At 60.7% G+C, this 15,810-nt stretch carries 17 protein-coding genes; 15 read left to right on the top strand and 2 right to left on the bottom strand.

The features are described 5' to 3' along the window. The first annotated feature begins 3 nt into the window (after positions 1–3). From QZ497_RS05495 to glmS, 14 genes are all read left to right on the top strand, one after another. The gene (locus QZ497_RS05495) at positions 4–795 is read left to right on the top strand and encodes a ParA family protein (RefSeq protein ID WP_295471957.1); all 792 of its coding nucleotides are present in this window, start codon (positions 4–6) and stop codon (positions 793–795) included. A gap of 7 nt (positions 796–802) precedes the next feature. Beyond that, the gene (locus QZ497_RS05490; protein ID WP_295471955.1) at positions 803–1,684 is read left to right on the top strand and encodes a ParB/RepB/Spo0J family partition protein; all 882 of its coding nucleotides are present in this window, start codon (positions 803–805) and stop codon (positions 1,682–1,684) included. 146 nt (positions 1,685–1,830) lie between these two features. Beyond that, entirely contained in the window at positions 1,831–2,238 is a 408-nt protein-coding gene (locus QZ497_RS05485; protein ID WP_295471953.1) for a F0F1 ATP synthase subunit I, read from the top strand. Between the two features lie 16 nt (positions 2,239–2,254). Beyond that, complete coding sequence (gene atpB / locus QZ497_RS05480; protein ID WP_295471951.1) at positions 2,255–3,124, top strand: F0F1 ATP synthase subunit A; 870 nt, start codon at positions 2,255–2,257, stop codon at positions 3,122–3,124. Between the two features lie 137 nt (positions 3,125–3,261). Beyond that, a complete protein-coding gene (gene atpE, locus QZ497_RS05475; RefSeq protein ID WP_002555987.1) occupies positions 3,262–3,519 on the top strand; it encodes a F0F1 ATP synthase subunit C in 258 nt (85 codons plus the stop codon). Between the two features lie 57 nt (positions 3,520–3,576). Next, positions 3,577–4,047, top strand: coding sequence for a F0F1 ATP synthase subunit B (locus QZ497_RS05470; RefSeq protein WP_295471897.1), 471 nt, complete (start codon positions 3,577–3,579; stop codon positions 4,045–4,047). 12 nt (positions 4,048–4,059) lie between these two features. Then, positions 4,060–4,596, top strand: a complete 537-nt coding sequence (locus QZ497_RS05465) for a F0F1 ATP synthase subunit delta (RefSeq protein ID WP_295471895.1) — start codon at positions 4,060–4,062, stop codon at positions 4,594–4,596. Positions 4,597–4,617: 21 nt separating this feature from the next. Beyond that, positions 4,618–6,162, top strand: a complete 1,545-nt coding sequence (atpA, locus tag QZ497_RS05460) for a F0F1 ATP synthase subunit alpha (protein WP_295471892.1) — start codon at positions 4,618–4,620, stop codon at positions 6,160–6,162. Positions 6,163–6,211: 49 nt separating this feature from the next. Next, complete coding sequence (atpG, locus tag QZ497_RS05455) at positions 6,212–7,072, top strand: F0F1 ATP synthase subunit gamma (RefSeq protein WP_295471890.1); 861 nt, start codon at positions 6,212–6,214, stop codon at positions 7,070–7,072. A gap of 27 nt (positions 7,073–7,099) precedes the next feature. After that, the gene (gene atpD / locus QZ497_RS05450; RefSeq protein WP_295471887.1) at positions 7,100–8,476 is read left to right on the top strand and encodes a F0F1 ATP synthase subunit beta; all 1,377 of its coding nucleotides are present in this window, start codon (positions 7,100–7,102) and stop codon (positions 8,474–8,476) included. Between the two features lie 44 nt (positions 8,477–8,520). Then, entirely contained in the window at positions 8,521–8,946 is a 426-nt protein-coding gene (locus QZ497_RS05445) for a F0F1 ATP synthase subunit epsilon (protein WP_295471886.1), read from the top strand. Positions 8,947–9,044: 98 nt separating this feature from the next. Beyond that, entirely contained in the window at positions 9,045–10,412 is a 1,368-nt protein-coding gene (glmU, locus tag QZ497_RS05440; protein WP_295471884.1) for a bifunctional UDP-N-acetylglucosamine diphosphorylase/glucosamine-1-phosphate N-acetyltransferase GlmU, read from the top strand. Positions 10,413–10,572: 160 nt separating this feature from the next. Next, positions 10,573–11,340: a DeoR/GlpR family DNA-binding transcription regulator gene (locus QZ497_RS05435; protein ID WP_295471882.1), complete on the top strand. Its 768-nt coding sequence runs from the start codon at positions 10,573–10,575 to the stop codon at positions 11,338–11,340. A 9-nt stretch (positions 11,341–11,349) separates the two neighbouring features. Next, positions 11,350–13,185, top strand: coding sequence for a glutamine--fructose-6-phosphate transaminase (isomerizing) (gene glmS / locus QZ497_RS05430; protein ID WP_295471879.1), 1,836 nt, complete (start codon positions 11,350–11,352; stop codon positions 13,183–13,185). An 80-nt stretch (positions 13,186–13,265) separates the two neighbouring features. On the opposite strand, the gene QZ497_RS05425 is transcribed toward glmS, so the two are convergent. Together QZ497_RS05425 and QZ497_RS05420 are read right to left on the bottom strand one after the other, a co-directional pair. Then, on the bottom strand, positions 13,266–14,135 hold the full coding sequence (locus QZ497_RS05425; protein WP_295471876.1) for an NAD(P)-binding domain-containing protein: 870 nt from the start codon (positions 14,133–14,135) through the stop codon (positions 13,266–13,268). A 15-nt stretch (positions 14,136–14,150) separates the two neighbouring features. Beyond that, positions 14,151–14,777, bottom strand: coding sequence for an RraA family protein (locus tag QZ497_RS05420; RefSeq protein WP_295471874.1), 627 nt, complete (start codon positions 14,775–14,777; stop codon positions 14,151–14,153). 98 nt (positions 14,778–14,875) lie between these two features. Here QZ497_RS05420 and QZ497_RS05415 point away from each other — a divergent pair, with 98 nt between their 5' ends. Then, a complete protein-coding gene (locus QZ497_RS05415) occupies positions 14,876–15,775 on the top strand; it encodes a LysR family transcriptional regulator (RefSeq protein WP_295471872.1) in 900 nt (299 codons plus the stop codon). Positions 15,776–15,810 lie beyond the last annotated feature (35 nt).

Genomic DNA, 15,810 nt, shown 5'->3' with positions numbered 1-15,810 from the left:
AGAATGGCTAAGGTATTCGCGATAGCGAACCAGAAAGGCGGTGTGGGCAAGACCACCACCTGCATCAACCTCGCGGCATCGCTGGTCGCCACCAAGCGACGCGTGCTGCTGATCGACCTCGATCCACAGGGCAACGCCACCATGGGTAGCGGTGTGGATAAACACAACCTGGACAACTCGGTCTACGACCTGTTGATCGGCGAGTGTGATCTTCCACAGGCCATGCAGTTCTCCGAACACGGCGGCTACCAGCTACTGCCAGCCAACCGTGACCTCACGGCGGGGGAAGTGGTGCTGCTGGAAATGCAGATGAAAGAGAGCCGTCTGCGTAACGCCTTGGCGCCGATCCGTGAAAACTACGACTTCATCCTCATCGACTGCCCGCCGTCGCTGTCGATGCTCACGCTCAATGCCCTGGTCGCCGCCGACGGGGTGATCATTCCGATGCAGTGTGAATACTTTGCTCTGGAAGGGCTGAGCGACCTTGTGGATAACATCAAGCGCATCGGTGAGCTGCTCAACCCTCAGTTGAAGATCGAGGGGCTGCTGCGCACCATGTACGACCCACGGCTGAGCCTGAGCAACGACGTCTCGGCGCAGCTCAAGGAACATTTTGGCGAGCAGCTTTACGACACGGTGATTCCGCGCAACATCCGCCTGGCCGAAGCGCCGAGTTTCGGCATGCCGGTGCTCACCTACGACAAGTCTTCACGCGGTGCGATGGCCTACCTGGCCCTGGCCAGTGAACTGGTCCGTCGTCAACGTCGCAGTGCACAAGCTGCCAAACCAGCCTGAGGAAACCATGGCCGTCAAGAAAAGAGGTCTCGGACGCGGGTTGGACGCACTGCTGAGCAGTTCGAGCGTGCCAACCGTCACATCCCTGGAAGAGCAGGCCAGCACGCTGGACCAGCGCGAGCTGCAGCATGTGCCGCTGGACAAGATCCAGCGCGGCAAGTACCAGCCGCGGCGCGACATGGATCCGCAGGCGCTGGAAGAGCTGGCGCTGTCGATTCGTAAGCAGGGCGTCATGCAGCCGATCGTGATCCGTCCGATCGACAATGGTCGCTACGAAATCATCGCCGGTGAGCGGCGTTGGCGAGCCAGCCAGCAGGCTGGTGTGGAAACCATTCCGGCAATGGTGCGCGACGTTCCTGACGAAGCGGCCATCGCCATGGCGCTGATCGAGAACATCCAGCGCGAGAACCTCAATCCGGTCGAAGAGGCGATGGCTCTGCAGCGCCTGCAGCAGGAATTCCAGCTCACCCAGCAGGAGGTCGCCGATGCGGTCGGCAAGTCGCGGGTCAGCGTGGCCAACCTGCTGCGCCTGATCACTCTGCCGGAAGCCATCAAGACCATGCTTTCGCATGGCGATCTGGAAATGGGTCATGCCCGTGCGCTGCTCGGCCTGCCCGAAGATCGTCAGGTCGAAGGGGCGCGACACGTTGTCGCACGAGGCCTCACCGTACGCCAGACCGAAGCCCTGGTACGCCAGTGGCTGACCGACAAACCGGCAGCGGCCGAAACGCCGCGCGTCGATCCCGATATCAGCCGACTGGAACAGCGTCTCGCAGAGCGTCTGGGCTCGTCGGTGCAGATCCGTCACGGCCAGAAAGGCAAGGGTCAACTGGTGATCCGCTACAACTCGCTGGACGAGTTGCAAGGGGTCCTTGCCCACATTCGTTGAAACAATTGGCCGCTAGCGTGTAGTCGGAAATCACTTCCTCGGAGTTGAACAGGGGCTGAAGCGCCCCTATACTCTGCGCGCATTTTGTCGGCACAAATTATGCCAAGTTAACGATGATGGCGACCGCCGACCGAGGAGCTGTTGCGATGGAATCCCGCAAGCCAGACCGCCTGCCGTTCCACCGCCTCGCGGTATTCCCGGTTTTGATGGCGCAAATGATTGTCGTTGCTGTGGCTGCCTTGGCGCTGTGGCAGTGGAATGGAGTCGTAGCCGGATATTCGGGGCTGTGTGGGGGCCTGATAGCTTGGCTGCCCAATTTGTATTTCGCTCACAAGGCGTTCCGGTTTTCCGGGGCCCGAGCCGCCAAAGCCATCGTCCGGTCTTTCTATGCCGGCGAGGCGGGCAAACTGATTTTGACGGCAGTGCTGTTCGCGCTGACGTTCGCAGGTGTGAAGCCTTTGGCGCCGCTGGCTGTATTCGGCGTGTTCATGTTGGTCCAGATGATCAACTGGTTCGCTCCCCTGCTGATGAGAACAAGACTTTCCAGACCTTAGGGCGTTTGAGGCAACCATGGCAGCAGAAACCGCTTCGGGCTATATCCAGCACCACCTGCAGAACCTGACCTTCGGTCGGCTCGCTGATGGCAGCTGGGGCTTTGCCCACACCGCAGCAGAAGCAAAGGAAATGGGCTTTTGGGCTTTCCACGTCGATACCCTCGGCTGGTCGGTCGCACTGGGCATCATTTTCGTGCTTATCTTCCGTATGGCAGCCAAGAAGGCCACTTCCGGCCAGCCAGGTGCCCTGCAGAACTTCGTCGAAGTCCTGGTCGAGTTCGTCGATGGCAGCGTGAAGGACAGCTTCCACGGCCGTAGCGCCGTGATCGCTCCCCTGGCCCTGACCATCTTCGCCTGGGTGTTCCTGATGAACGCCATCGACCTGGTACCGGTGGACTGGATTCCGGTCCTGGCAGCGAAGATCTCCGGCAACGAGCATCTGTTCTTCCGCGCCGTACCGACCACCGACCCGAACGCGACCCTGGGCATGGCCCTGTCGGTGTTTGCCCTGATCGTGTTCTACAGCATCAAGATCAAGGGCCTGGGCGGCTTCATCGGCGAACTGACCCTGCACCCGTTCAGCAGCAAGAACGTCGTCGTTCAGGCCCTGCTGATCCCGGTCAACTTCCTGCTTGAGTTCGTGACCCTGATCGCCAAGCCAATCTCCCTGGCACTGCGTCTGTTCGGCAACATGTACGCCGGCGAGCTGGTCTTCATCCTGATTGCCGTGATGTTCGGCGCCGGCCTGCTGTGGCTGAGCGGCCTGGGCGTCGTCCTGCAATGGGCATGGGCGGTGTTCCACATCCTGATCATCACCCTGCAAGCGTTCATCTTCATGATGCTGACCATCGTCTACCTGTCGATGGCTCACGAAGATAACCATTAAGATCGCCTTGCGGCGCGTCTGATGACCCTCGTGCCATCGTGCGCGAGGGTGCCCGCAAGGGCTGATGTAACAAACGATTCCGTTTCAACGCTTCAATCTAAAAACTAACCAATACGACGTAAAAGTCGGGAGGAAAGATGGAAACTGTAGTTGGTCTTACCGCTATCGCTGTTGCTCTGCTGATCGGCCTGGGCGCTCTGGGTACTGCAATTGGCTTCGGCCTGCTGGGCGGTAAATTCCTGGAAGGCGCTGCTCGCCAGCCAGAAATGGTTCCAATGCTGCAAGTCAAGATGTTCATCGTTGCCGGTCTGCTCGACGCCGTAACCATGATCGGTGTTGGTATCGCTCTGTTCTTCACCTTCGCGAACCCCTTCGTTGGTCAACTCGCTGGCTGATCACTCGACTTTTCGAGTTGATGGGTGGGATGGACAACGTAACAGCGAGGTGTTGGCGTGAACATTAATGCAACCTTGATTGGCCAGAGCATTGCGTTCGCGATCTTCGTACTGTTCTGCATGAAGTATGTATGGCCTCCGGTCATCACTGCTCTGCACGAGCGTCAGAAGAAGATCGCGGATGGATTGGATGCTGCCTCTCGAGCTGCTCGCGACCTGGAGCTGGCCCAAGAAAAAGCGGGTCATCAACTGCGCGAAGCCAAGGCTCAGGCAGCTGAAATCATTGAGCAGGCCAAGAAGCGCGGCAATCAGATCGTCGACGAAGCCCGTGAACAGGCTCGCGTCGAAGCTGACCGCGTGAAGGCTCAGGCTCAGGCCGAGATCGAGCAAGAACTGAACAGTGTCAAAGACGCCCTGCGCGCCCAAGTGGGCAGCCTGGCGGTCAATGGCGCCGAGAAGATCCTGGGCTCCACAATCGATCAAAACGCGCACGCAGAGCTGGTCAATAAACTGGCTGCTGAAATTTAAGCGAGGGCGATCATGGCAGAACTGACCACGTTGGCCCGACCTTACGCAAAGGCGGCCTTCGAGCACGCTCAGGCCCACCAGCAACTGGCCAATTGGTCAGCCATGCTCGGCCTGGCTGCTGCGGTGTCACAAGATGACACCATGCAGCGCCTGCTCAAGGCCCCGCGACTGACGAGCGCACAAAAGGCCGCCACTTTCATCGAAGTGTGCGGCGACAAGGTTGATGAGAAGGCACAGAACTTCATCAACGTCATCGCCGAGAACGGCCGTCTCCAGCTTCTGCCGGAGATTGCCGCCCTGTTCGAGCTGTACAAGGCCGAGCAGGAAAAATCGGTAGACGTCGAAGTGACCAGTGCCTTTGCATTGAACCAAGAACAGCAAGACAAACTCGCCACGGTTCTCAGTGCTCGGCTCGGCCGGGAAGTGCGAATGCACGCTGCGGAGGACGCCAGCCTGATTGGTGGCGTCGTGATCCGCGCCGGCGACCTGGTAATCGATGGCTCGGTTCGCGGCAAGATCGCGAAACTGGCCGAAGCATTGAAATCTTGAGTTTGAAGGGGCAGCAGAGCAATGCAGCAACTCAATCCTTCCGAAATTAGCGAAATCATCAAGGGTCGCATCGAGAAACTCGATGTGGCCTCGCAAGCCCGTAACGAAGGCACCGTAGTCAGCGTGTCCGACGGTATCGTGCGGATCCACGGTCTGGCCGACGTCATGTACGGCGAAATGATCGAGTTCCCTGGCGGCGTCTACGGCATGGCACTGAACCTGGAGCAAGACTCCGTAGGTGCCGTTGTACTGGGTGCGTACACCACCCTGGCCGAAGGCATGAGCGCCAAGTGCACCGGCCGCATCCTGGAAGTTCCGGTTGGTAAGGAACTGCTGGGGCGCGTAGTCGACGCACTGGGTAATCCGATCGATGGCAAAGGCCCCCTGAACAACACCGAGACCGACGCGGTCGAGAAAGTTGCTCCGGGCGTGATCTGGCGTAAGTCGGTAGACCAGCCTGTACAGACTGGCTACAAGTCCGTCGACGCCATGATTCCAGTCGGCCGTGGCCAGCGTGAGCTGATCATCGGTGACCGTCAGATCGGTAAGACCGCCATGGCGGTCGATGCCATCATCAACCAGAAAGACAGCGGCATCTTCTGCGTCTACGTGGCCGTCGGCCAGAAGCAGTCGACCATCGCCAACGTCGTACGCAAGCTGGAAGAGAACGGCGCCCTGGCCAACACCATCATCGTCGCCGCTGGCGCTTCGGAATCGGCTGCACTGCAGTTCCTGGCTCCGTACTCCGGTTGCACCATGGGCGAGTTCTTCCGCGACCGCGGTGAAGATGCCCTGATCGTCTACGATGACCTGTCCAAGCAAGCCGTTGCCTACCGTCAGATCTCCCTGCTGCTGCGCCGTCCACCAGGACGTGAAGCGTACCCAGGTGACGTGTTCTATCTCCACTCCCGTCTGCTGGAGCGTGCATCGCGCGTTTCCGAAGAGTACGTCGAGAAGTTCACCAACGGTGCCGTGACTGGCAAGACCGGTTCCCTGACCGCTCTGCCGATCATCGAAACCCAGGCTGGCGACGTTTCCGCGTTCGTTCCGACCAACGTGATCTCCATCACCGACGGTCAGATCTTCCTGGAATCGGCCATGTTCAACTCGGGCATCCGCCCTGCAGTGAACGCCGGTGTTTCGGTATCCCGTGTAGGTGGTGCCGCTCAGACCAAGATCATCAAGAAGCTCTCCGGTGGTATCCGTACCGCTCTGGCTCAGTACCGTGAACTGGCAGCTTTCGCCCAGTTCGCTTCTGACCTGGACGAAGCCACCCGCAAGCAGCTCGAGCACGGTCAACGTGTTACCGAACTGATGAAGCAGAAGCAGTACGCGCCGATGTCCATCGCCGAGATGGCCCTGTCGCTGTACGCCGCTGAGCGTGGCTTCCTGACTGACGTCGAAATCGCCAAGATCGGTAGCTTCGAACAAGCGCTGATCGCTTACTTCAACCGCGATCACGCCGACCTGATGGCGAAGATCAACGTGAAGGGTGATTTCAACGACGAAATCGATGCTGGCATGAAGTCCGGTATCGAGAAGTTCAAGGCCACCCAGACCTGGTAAGCCGCAGCGGGGGCTTCGAGCCCCCGCTTGCTAACCTGATAGGTGATACATGGCAGGCGCAAAAGAGATTCGCAGTAAGATTGCGAGCATTAAAAGCACGCAAAAAATTACCAGCGCCATGGAAAAAGTGGCGGTCAGCAAGATGCGCAAGGCTCAACTGCGCATGGCTGCTAGCCGTCCCTATGCGGAGCGTATCCGCCAGGTGATTGGTCATCTGGCCAACGCCAACCCGGAATACCGCCACCCGTTCATGGTCGAGCGCCCAGTCAAGCGTGTCGGCTATGTCGTTGTGAGCAGTGACCGTGGTCTGTGCGGTGGCTTGAACACCAACCTGTTCAAGGCTCTGGTCAAGGACATGAACGCCAACCGCGGACAGGGCGTCGAAATCGACCTGTGCGTGATCGGTAGCAAAGGTGCGGCCTTCTTCCGCAGCTTCGGCGGCAACGTCGTGGCAGCGGTCAGCCACCTGGGCGAAGAGCCATCGATCAACGATCTGATCGGCAGCGTCAAGGTCATGCTGGATGCCTACCTGGACGGCCGTATCGATCGCCTGTCCGTGGTATCGAACAAGTTCATCAACACCATGACGCAACAGCCGACGGTCGAGCAACTGGTACCGTTGGTGGCAACCCCGGATCAAGAACTCAAGCACCACTGGGACTACCTCTACGAACCCGACGCCAAGGAGCTGCTGGACGGCCTGATGGTGCGTTACGTGGAGTCGCAGGTCTACCAGGCGGTGGTCGAGAACAATGCGGCTGAACAGGCTGCCCGGATGATCGCCATGAAGAACGCCACAGACAACGCCGGTGACCTGATCAGCGACCTCCAGCTGATCTACAACAAGGCGCGTCAGGCTGCGATCACCCAGGAGATCTCGGAAATCGTCGGCGGCGCTGCCGCGGTTTAACGGTTCAAATATTCAGAGGATCCAGCTATGAGTAGCGGACGTATCGTTCAAATCATCGGCGCCGTCATCGACGTGGAATTCCCACGTGACGTCGTACCGAGTGTCTACAACGCGCTGAAAGTACAAGGCGCGGAAACCACCCTGGAAGTTCAGCAGCAGCTGGGCGACGGCGTGGTTCGTACCATTGCGATGGGCTCGACCGAAGGCCTGAAGCGTGGTCTGGGCGTTTCCGACACTGGCGCGGCCATCGCCGTACCGGTCGGCAAGGCGACCCTGGGCCGCATCATGGACGTTCTGGGCAACCCGATCGACGAAGCCGGTCCTATCGGTGAAGAAGAGCGCTGGGGTATCCACCGCGCCGCTCCAACCTTCGCTGAGCAGGCAGGCGGCAACGACCTGCTGGAAACCGGCATCAAGGTTATCGACCTGGTCTGCCCGTTCGCCAAGGGCGGTAAAGTCGGTCTGTTCGGTGGTGCCGGTGTCGGCAAAACCGTAAACATGATGGAACTGATCCGTAACATCGCCATCGAGCACAGCGGTTATTCCGTGTTCGCCGGTGTGGGTGAGCGTACTCGTGAGGGTAACGACTTCTACCACGAGATGAAGGACTCCAACGTTCTCGACAAGGTAGCCCTGGTCTACGGCCAGATGAACGAGCCACCAGGAAACCGTCTGCGCGTTGCGCTGACCGGCCTGACCATGGCCGAGAAGTTCCGTGACGAAGGTAACGACGTTCTGCTGTTCGTCGACAACATCTATCGTTACACCCTGGCCGGTACCGAAGTATCCGCACTGCTGGGCCGTATGCCATCGGCAGTAGGTTACCAGCCGACTCTGGCCGAAGAGATGGGCGTGCTGCAGGAGCGTATTACCTCCACCAAGCAAGGCTCGATCACTTCGATCCAGGCCGTATACGTACCTGCGGACGACCTGACCGACCCGTCGCCAGCCACCACCTTCGCCCACCTCGACGCTACCGTCGTTCTGTCGCGTGACATCGCCTCCCTGGGTATCTACCCAGCGGTCGATCCACTGGACTCGACTTCCCGTCAGCTGGACCCGAACGTGATCGGCAACGAGCACTACGAGACCGCTCGCGGCGTTCAGTACGTGCTGCAGCGCTACAAAGAGCTGAAGGACATCATTGCGATTCTGGGTATGGACGAACTGTCCGAATCCGACAAGCAACTGGTATCCCGTGCTCGTAAGATCCAGCGCTTCCTGTCCCAGCCTTTCTTCGTGGCCGAAGTCTTCACCGGTTCTCCAGGCAAATACGTTTCCCTGAAAGACACCATTGCTGGCTTCAAAGGCATCCTCAACGGTGACTACGACCACCTGCCAGAACAAGCGTTCTACATGGTCGGCGGCATCGAAGAAGCGGTCGAGAAAGCCAAGAAACTGTAATCCCGGCGCCCCGCAAGGGGCGCTAATCAGGTTGAGGCAAGCACATGGCTATGACAGTCCATTGCGATATCGTCAGCGCGGAAGGAGAAATTTTCTCCGGTCTGGTCGAGATGGTAATTGCGCACGGCAACCTGGGTGATCTTGGTATCGCTCCAGGCCACGCCCCGCTGATTACCAATCTGAAGCCAGGTCCGATCACGCTGACCAAGCAGGGCGGCGACCGCGAGGTGTTCTACATCTCCGGTGGTTTCCTCGAAGTGCAGCCGAACATGGTCAAGGTGCTTGCCGATACCGTGCAACGCGCTGCTGACCTGGACGAGGCTTCTGCTCAGGATGCCGTCAAGGCTGCCGAGAAGGCCCTGAACGAAAAAGGCGCGGACTTCGACTACAGTGCCGCCGCCGCACGCCTGGCCGAGGCCGCAGCCCAGCTGCGTACCGTCCAGCAGATCCGCAAGAAGTTCGGCGGCTGATACCGCTGCGCTGAATGTGCGATTGAATGAAAAGGGTAGCCTCGGCTACCCTTTTTCTTTTTCCAGCGGCCGCCGAGCCGCCCAGTGGGTAGTCCTTCATGTCTCTCGATATCGTCATTCTCGCCGCTGGCCAGGGAACCCGGATGCGTTCGGCCCTGCCCAAGGTCCTTCATCCCGTCGCCGGCAACTCGATGCTTGGCCACGTTATCCACAGCGCACGTCAGTTATCCCCAAAGGGCATTCATGTCGTGATCGGCCACGGTGCCGACGCGGTACGTGAACACCTGGCCGCCGACGACCTGAACTTCGTGCAGCAGGACAAGCAGCTCGGTACCGGGCATGCCGTGGCTCAGGCTCTGCCGGTATTGAGTGCCGAGACCGTACTGATCCTCTACGGCGATGTACCCCTGATTGAAGTCGAGACCCTGCAGCGCCTATTGAAACGTGTAACCCACAACCAACTGGGTCTGCTCACCGTCAACCTCGAAGACCCCACCGGCTATGGGCGCATCGTGCGTGACGAGCAGGGCCAGGTTCGGGCAATCGTCGAGCACAAGGACGCCAGCGAGGCGCAGCGTGCGATCAAGGAAGGCAACACCGGTATTCTGGCCGTACCTGGCCAGCGCCTTGCGGACTGGCTGGGGCGCCTGTCCAACGACAACGTCCAGGGCGAGTACTACCTGACCGACGTGATTGCCATGGCAGTGGCCGACGGCCTGGTGGTGGCCACCGAACAGCCCCATGACCCGATGGAAGTGCAGGGCGCCAATGACCGCCGGCAACTGGCCGAGCTGGAGCGCCATTACCAGCTGCGCGCCGCTCGCCGCCTGATGGCCGCCGGTGTGACCCTACGTGACCCGGCTCGCTTCGATGTGCGTGGTGAAGTAAGCGTCGGTCGCGACGTGCTCATCGACATCAACGTGATCCTCGAAGGCCAGGTGGTCATCGAAGACGACGTAGTCATCGGGCCCAACTGCGTGATCAAGGACAGCACCCTGCGCAAAGGCGTGGTGGTCAAGGCCAACAGTCATATCGACGGCGCGGTGCTGGGCGAGGGCAGCGATGCCGGCCCGTTCGCTCGCTTGCGTCCCGGCTCGGTGCTGGAAGCCAAGGCCCATGTGGGTAACTTTGTGGAACTGAAGAACGCGCGGATGGGCGAGGGCGCCAAGGCCGGCCACCTGACCTACCTGGGCGATGCGGAAATCGGTGCGCGTACCAATATCGGCGCCGGCACCATCACCTGCAACTACGACGGTGCCAACAAGCACAAGACGGTGCTGGGTGAAGACGTCTTCATCGGCTCCAACAACTCTCTGGTCGCGCCTGTGGATATCGGCGCCGGGGCCACCACGGCGGCAGGCTCGACCCTCACCCAGAACGTGCCGGAAGGCCAACTGGCCGTGGCCCGAGCCCGCCAGCGCAACGTTGAAGGCTGGGCACGCCCGGTGAAGAAGCCCAAGGCTTGAGTTGTCCACAATGGGCCGCTGTGCATAACCGGTTCGGTTCGTGATGCCGAGTTATGCACAGCCTTCTGACTACATGAAATCTCCTTCACTCGCTTGACGCTGATCCGACAATAGGTTTTGATTGCGCCACTTAAATTTCGAATCGAAACTTTTTCAGCTCATGTCGAAACGTAACACTCCCCAACGTCGTCATCAGATACTCGCCTTGCTCAATGAGCAGGGGGAAGTGTCGGTGGACGATCTGGCTCGCCGTTTCGAAACTTCTGAAGTTACGATTCGAAAGGATCTGGCTGCCCTCGAAAGCAATGGCTTGCTGCTGCGCCGTTATGGCGGCGCCGTCACCCTGCCACAGGAACTGATCGCCGAGCCCGCCCAGGTGGTGTCGAGTTATAAACAGGCCATCGCCCGGGCGGCGGCGCTGCGCATCCGTGAGCATGCGCGAATCATCGTCGACAGTGGCAGTACCACCGCAGCGTTGATTCCCGAACTGGGGGCGCGGGCCGGGCTGGTGGTGATGACCAACTCGCTGAACGTCGCCCGCGCCCTCACCGAGCTGGAGCAGGAACCGGTGGTGCTGATGACCGGTGGCACCTGGGACCCGCATTCGGAGTCGTTCCAAGGCCAGGTGGCCGAGCAGGTGCTGCGCTCCTACGATTTCGACCAGCTGTTCATCGGTGCCGATGGCATCGACCTGCAGCGCGGCACCACCACCTTCAATGAATTGCTCGGGCTGAGCCGGGTGATGGCCGACGTGGCTCGTGAAGTGGTGGTGATGGCCGAGGCCGATAAGGTCGGCCGCAAGATCCCCAACCTGGAACTGCCCTGGAGCGGTATCCATACCCTAATCACTGATGAACGCCTGCCCGCCGAGGCACGCGAACAGATACAGGCACGTGGCGTCACTGTCATTTGTGCCGCTGTCAGCTAGGAGAACAGCATGTGCGGAATCGTTGGCGCAGTCGCCGAGCGTAATGTCACGGCCATCCTTGTCGAGGGCCTCAAGCGTCTGGAATACCGTGGCTACGACAGCGCGGGCGTGGCGGTCTTCAGCAACGAAGGCAGCCTGGAGCGGCGCCGCCGCGTCGGCAAGGTCAGCGAGCTGGAGCAGGCCCTGGCCGGCGAGCCGCTGATCGGCCGCCTGGGTATCGCCCACACCCGCTGGGCCACCCACGGTGCGCCCACCGAGCACAATGCCCATCCGCATTTCTCCGGGGAGCAACTGGCGGTGGTGCACAACGGCATCATCGAGAACCACGAAGCCCTGCGCGCGCAGCTCAAGGGCCTGGGCTACGTGTTCACCTCCGACACCGATACCGAGACCATCGTCCACCTGCTGCATCACAAGCTCAAGACCACGCCGGACCTGGCCCAGGCGCTCAAGGCTGCGGTCAAGGAACTGCACGGTGCCTATGGCCTGGCGGTGGTCAGCGCCGCGCAGCCGGACCGCCTCCTCGCCGCGCGCAGTGGCAGCCCGCTGGTGATCGGCCTGGGCCTGGGCGAGAACTTCCTGGCTTCCGACCAGTTGGCGCTGCGCCAGGTCACCGACCGTTTCATGTATCTGGAAGAGGGCGACATCGCCGAGATCCGCCGTGAAAGCGTGCAGATCTGGTCGGTGGACGGCCTGCCGGTCGAGCGTGAAGTGGTGCAGTTTCGTGAAGGCGCCGAAGCCGCCGACAAGGGCGAGTTCCGCCACTTCATGCTCAAGGAAATCCACGAGCAGCCCAAGGTCGTGCAGCGCACCCTGGAAGGCCGCCTGGGCCAGCAGCAGGTGCTGGTACATGCCTTCGGTCCTCAAGCCGAAGCGCTGTTCGCCAAGGTGCGCAACGTACAGATCGTCGCCTGTGGCACCAGCTACCACGCCGGTATGGTTGCGCGTTACTGGCTCGAAGGCCTGGCCGGCATTCCGTGCCAGGTCGAGGTCGCCAGCGAATTCCGCTATCGCAAGGTGGTGGTGCAGCCCGACACCCTGTTCGTGTCCATCTCCCAGTCCGGCGAAACGGCCGACACCCTGGCGGCGCTGCGCAATGCCAAGAGTCTGGGGTTCCTGGGCAGCCTGGCGATCTGCAACGTCGGCACCAGTTCGCTGGTGCGTGAGTCGGACCTGACCCTGCTGACCCAGGCCGGCCCGGAAATCGGCGTGGCCTCGACCAAGGCCTTCACCACCCAGCTGGTGGCCCTGCTGCTGCTGACCCTGTCTCTGGGTCAGGTGAAGGGCACCCTCGAAGCCGGTGTGGAAGCCGAGCTGGTCGATGAACTGCGTCGTCTGCCTGTACGTCTCGGCGAAGCCCTGGCCATGGACAGCGTTGTGGATAAAGTCGCCGAGCTGTTCGCCGAAAAGCATCACACCCTGTTCCTGGGCCGCGGCGCGCAATTTCCGGTAGCGATGGAAGGCGCGCTGAAGCTCAAGGAAATCTCCTACATCCACGCCGAAGCTTACCCAGCCGGCGAGCTGAAGCACGGCCCGCTGGCCCTGGTCGACGCCGACATGCCGGTGGTCACCGTGGCGCCGAACAACGAACTGCTGGAGAAGCTCAAGTCCAACCTGCAGGAAGTACGCGCCCGGGGCGGTGAACTGATCGTCTTCGCCGACGAAAAGTCTGGCATGAGCAACGGCGAAGGCATCCACGTGATCGCCATGCCGCACATCAACGACACCCTGGCACCGATCCTCTACACCCTGCCGCTGCAGCTGCTTAGTTACTACGTGGCGGTGTTGAAAGGCACCGATGTGGACCAGCCGCGCAACTTGGCGAAGTCGGTGACGGTGGAGTGATTTATCCACAGCGTTGATGGGATGACGACAGAAGAAGTCGATCCCGCATGAGGGGGCCATCAGCGGCCCCCTTCATGTTTTTACTTCTTCACACCATTGGCTTCGAACAGCCAGTCAAAGGCCTGTTCCAGCGTAGGGCTGGTCGAAGCCGCCGGCTGTGTACCGATCTGCGTGGCCGTGCGCTGGAACAGGTCCTTGACCCCCGGCAACACGGCCACCGGCATGCCGGCCATCTTGAGCTGGCGCTCGGCCTCTTCGACTTCTTTCAGACGGCGCGGGGCATGGACCACGTGGGTGCGGATCAATGCCCCGAGGAAATCCCGCAGGCTCGCCTGGTCGATGTCGCTCAGCGCGTCATGCAGCTTGTTTGTCACCCCCTGCTTTTCGGCGGCCATGAAGCATTCGATGGTCAGCGCCTCCAGGCCCTTGGTGAATACGCTGCGCAGGATCTTCAGTGCAGCGGCGTCTCCTGCCGCGCCACCTTCTACGGCCTTCAGCGGTGCCCCAGCAGAGGCAAACAAGGCAATGGCCTGATCGATTCCCGCACCCGCTCCCAGCAGGTTGGTCTTCGCGTGGGTGAGGGCAATGGCGCCGAGAATCGCGACGTCCACGTATTCGATGCCCAGTTCGGCGGCGTGCGAGGCGGCGGTGCGGATCTGGTTGGGATCGGCGGTGGTCATGTCGATGAACAGCGCGCCTTTGGCCATGACGCCCAGTGCTTGCTGGGCAACCTGCAGGGACGCCGTGCCGAATACGCAGGATACGACGACATCACAGCCGGGCAGAGCTTGCGGTATCGAGGTGTGAATCTCGGCCTGATGCTCGGCGGCGAACGCCTTCGCTGTCGCTGAAGGCTTCAGGTCGCACAGCACGATCGAGTGGCCTGCCGCTGACCATGGTCGGGCGTAGGTCAACCCCACCTCACCGGCACCGATAATTGCAATTTTCATCTCTGTTCTTCCGCCTTAGTGGGCCGCGTAGGCGCCTTTGTAGGTGCCGGCTGCAATCTGCGCCAGCATCTCTGCTTCCTTTTGCTCCGTGGCATGGCAGCGCTGCAGCAGCTCTGCCGCTTGGGCCACCGGGAAGGCCACGATGCCGTCGTGATCACCCACGACGATGTCTCCGGGCGAAACCAGCATGCCCCCAATACTCACCGGCACGTTTATCTCGCCAGGGCCGTTTTTATAAGGGCCGCGGTGAAAACCGGCACGCGCGAACATGGGAAACGCCCCCTTGCCGATGGTCGCCAGGTCACGGATCGCACCATCCACCACGACGCCAGCCGCCCCGCGCTTCTGTGCGATAGCGGCCATGATGTCGCCCATCAGGGCACGGCTTAGATCGCCGCCGCCGTCCACGACGAGCACTTGGCCGGGGCCGAGTATTTCCAGTGCCTGGTGAATGGCACGGTTATCACCACAGGGCACTTTTACCGTGAGTGCCGTACCGGCCATGGTGCCTTCGATACGGTGAAAGGGTTGCAGGCGTGCGCCGGGCAAGCGATCCAGGCAATCACTGATGATCGAGGTGGAAGTCTGGGTATAGGCGTGCACCAGTGCACTGATGTCCGGGCTGGAGGCTTGTGCGTTCATTGTTATTCCTCAGTGGCGAGTGCTTTCGAGGATAAGCGCAATATTAAATAGAAAAAGCGATATTATTGGATACAAATACATTCTTAAAAGGAATGAAAGTGCTGACACTCCGCCAGCTTGAAGCGCTGCACTGGATCGAGCGCCTTGGCACGTTCGAACGCGCTGCCCAGCATCTGCACACCACTCAATCGGCGATTTCCAAACGCGTGCTGGAACTCGAACAGTCGACTGGCCTGCAACTGTTCGACCGATCACAACGCGGCGCTCGGCTCACGGCGGCTGGCGAAGATCTTCTGGTACTGGCGCGGGAAATGCTGGTGCTGGCCGAGCGCATCAACTCGCTGAAAGACGGCCAGCACGTGACCTCCCGGCGCTTGCGGTTGGGCGTGACCGAACTCACGGCATTGACCTGGCTGCCGCGCCTGATTACCCGGCTCGTTCATGACTTTCCAGGGCTGACCGTGGAGCCGGAAGTCGACATGAGCCGCACCCTGCATGAAAAGCTCATGGACGACCTGGTGGATCTGATCATCATCCCTGATACCTTCACCGCCCCCGAGGTGACGTCAGTCCCCCTGGCTACGGTAAAGAACGCCTGGATGGCCGCGCCGGGTCTCATTCCCCAACCGGGCATGGTCAGCCTCAGGGAACTGGCCAGGTATCCGGTGCTGGTGCAGGGCAAGAAGTCGGGGTCCGGCCTGTTCGTCAACAAGTGGCTGGGCGCGCATGGCATCGAGATGCCGCGAACACTGTCGTCGGATAGCCTGACGGCGATGCTGGGCCTGACCGCCGCCGGCCTGGGCGTCACCTACCTGCCGTTGGAGTGCTTCAGGCCGCTGGTGGATGAAGGCAAGTTGGTGGTGATAGAAACAGACCCCGAACTGCCTCGGGTGCCTTACATGGCGATGTATCGTAACGATCGACCCTCTGCGCTCGTCGAGGAAGTCGCGGCCTGCGCGGTCGAGCTGTGCGACTTTTCCCATCAGCTACAAAGCTGAAGGGGCCTGTCAGTGTCGACAGGCCCCCGGTCAGA

This window comes from uncultured Pseudomonas sp. (assembly GCF_913777995.1).
Classification (GTDB): Bacteria; Pseudomonadota; Gammaproteobacteria; order Pseudomonadales; family Pseudomonadaceae; genus Aquipseudomonas.
The sequence above is the reverse complement of the archived record's forward strand: the minus strand, read 5'-3'. Positions and strand labels throughout refer to the sequence as shown.

What these genes read in the sequence shown, in the direction of transcription:
- glmU (WP_295471884.1), top strand. Translation starts at nt 9,045, where the DNA reads ATGTCTCTCGATATCGTCATTCTCGCCGCTGGCCAGGGAACCCGGATG.
- QZ497_RS05465 (WP_295471895.1), top strand. Translation starts at nt 4,060, where the DNA reads ATGGCAGAACTGACCACGTTGGCCCGACCTTACGCAAAGGCGGCCTTC.
- QZ497_RS05420 (WP_295471874.1), bottom strand. Translation starts at nt 14,777, where the DNA reads ATGAACGCACAAGCCTCCAGCCCGGACATCAGTGCACTGGTGCACGCC.
- QZ497_RS05435 (WP_295471882.1), top strand. Translation starts at nt 10,573, where the DNA reads ATGTCGAAACGTAACACTCCCCAACGTCGTCATCAGATACTCGCCTTG.
- atpD (WP_295471887.1), top strand. Translation starts at nt 7,100, where the DNA reads ATGAGTAGCGGACGTATCGTTCAAATCATCGGCGCCGTCATCGACGTG.
- QZ497_RS05490 (WP_295471955.1), top strand. Translation starts at nt 803, where the DNA reads ATGGCCGTCAAGAAAAGAGGTCTCGGACGCGGGTTGGACGCACTGCTG.
- atpE (WP_002555987.1), top strand. Translation starts at nt 3,262, where the DNA reads ATGGAAACTGTAGTTGGTCTTACCGCTATCGCTGTTGCTCTGCTGATC.
- atpA (WP_295471892.1), top strand. Translation starts at nt 4,618, where the DNA reads ATGCAGCAACTCAATCCTTCCGAAATTAGCGAAATCATCAAGGGTCGC.
- QZ497_RS05485 (WP_295471953.1), top strand. Translation starts at nt 1,831, where the DNA reads ATGGAATCCCGCAAGCCAGACCGCCTGCCGTTCCACCGCCTCGCGGTA.
- QZ497_RS05445 (WP_295471886.1), top strand. Translation starts at nt 8,521, where the DNA reads ATGGCTATGACAGTCCATTGCGATATCGTCAGCGCGGAAGGAGAAATT.
- QZ497_RS05425 (WP_295471876.1), bottom strand. Translation starts at nt 14,135, where the DNA reads ATGAAAATTGCAATTATCGGTGCCGGTGAGGTGGGGTTGACCTACGCC.
- atpG (WP_295471890.1), top strand. Translation starts at nt 6,212, where the DNA reads ATGGCAGGCGCAAAAGAGATTCGCAGTAAGATTGCGAGCATTAAAAGC.
- glmS (WP_295471879.1), top strand. Translation starts at nt 11,350, where the DNA reads ATGTGCGGAATCGTTGGCGCAGTCGCCGAGCGTAATGTCACGGCCATC.
- QZ497_RS05495 (WP_295471957.1), top strand. Translation starts at nt 4, where the DNA reads ATGGCTAAGGTATTCGCGATAGCGAACCAGAAAGGCGGTGTGGGCAAG.
- atpB (WP_295471951.1), top strand. Translation starts at nt 2,255, where the DNA reads ATGGCAGCAGAAACCGCTTCGGGCTATATCCAGCACCACCTGCAGAAC.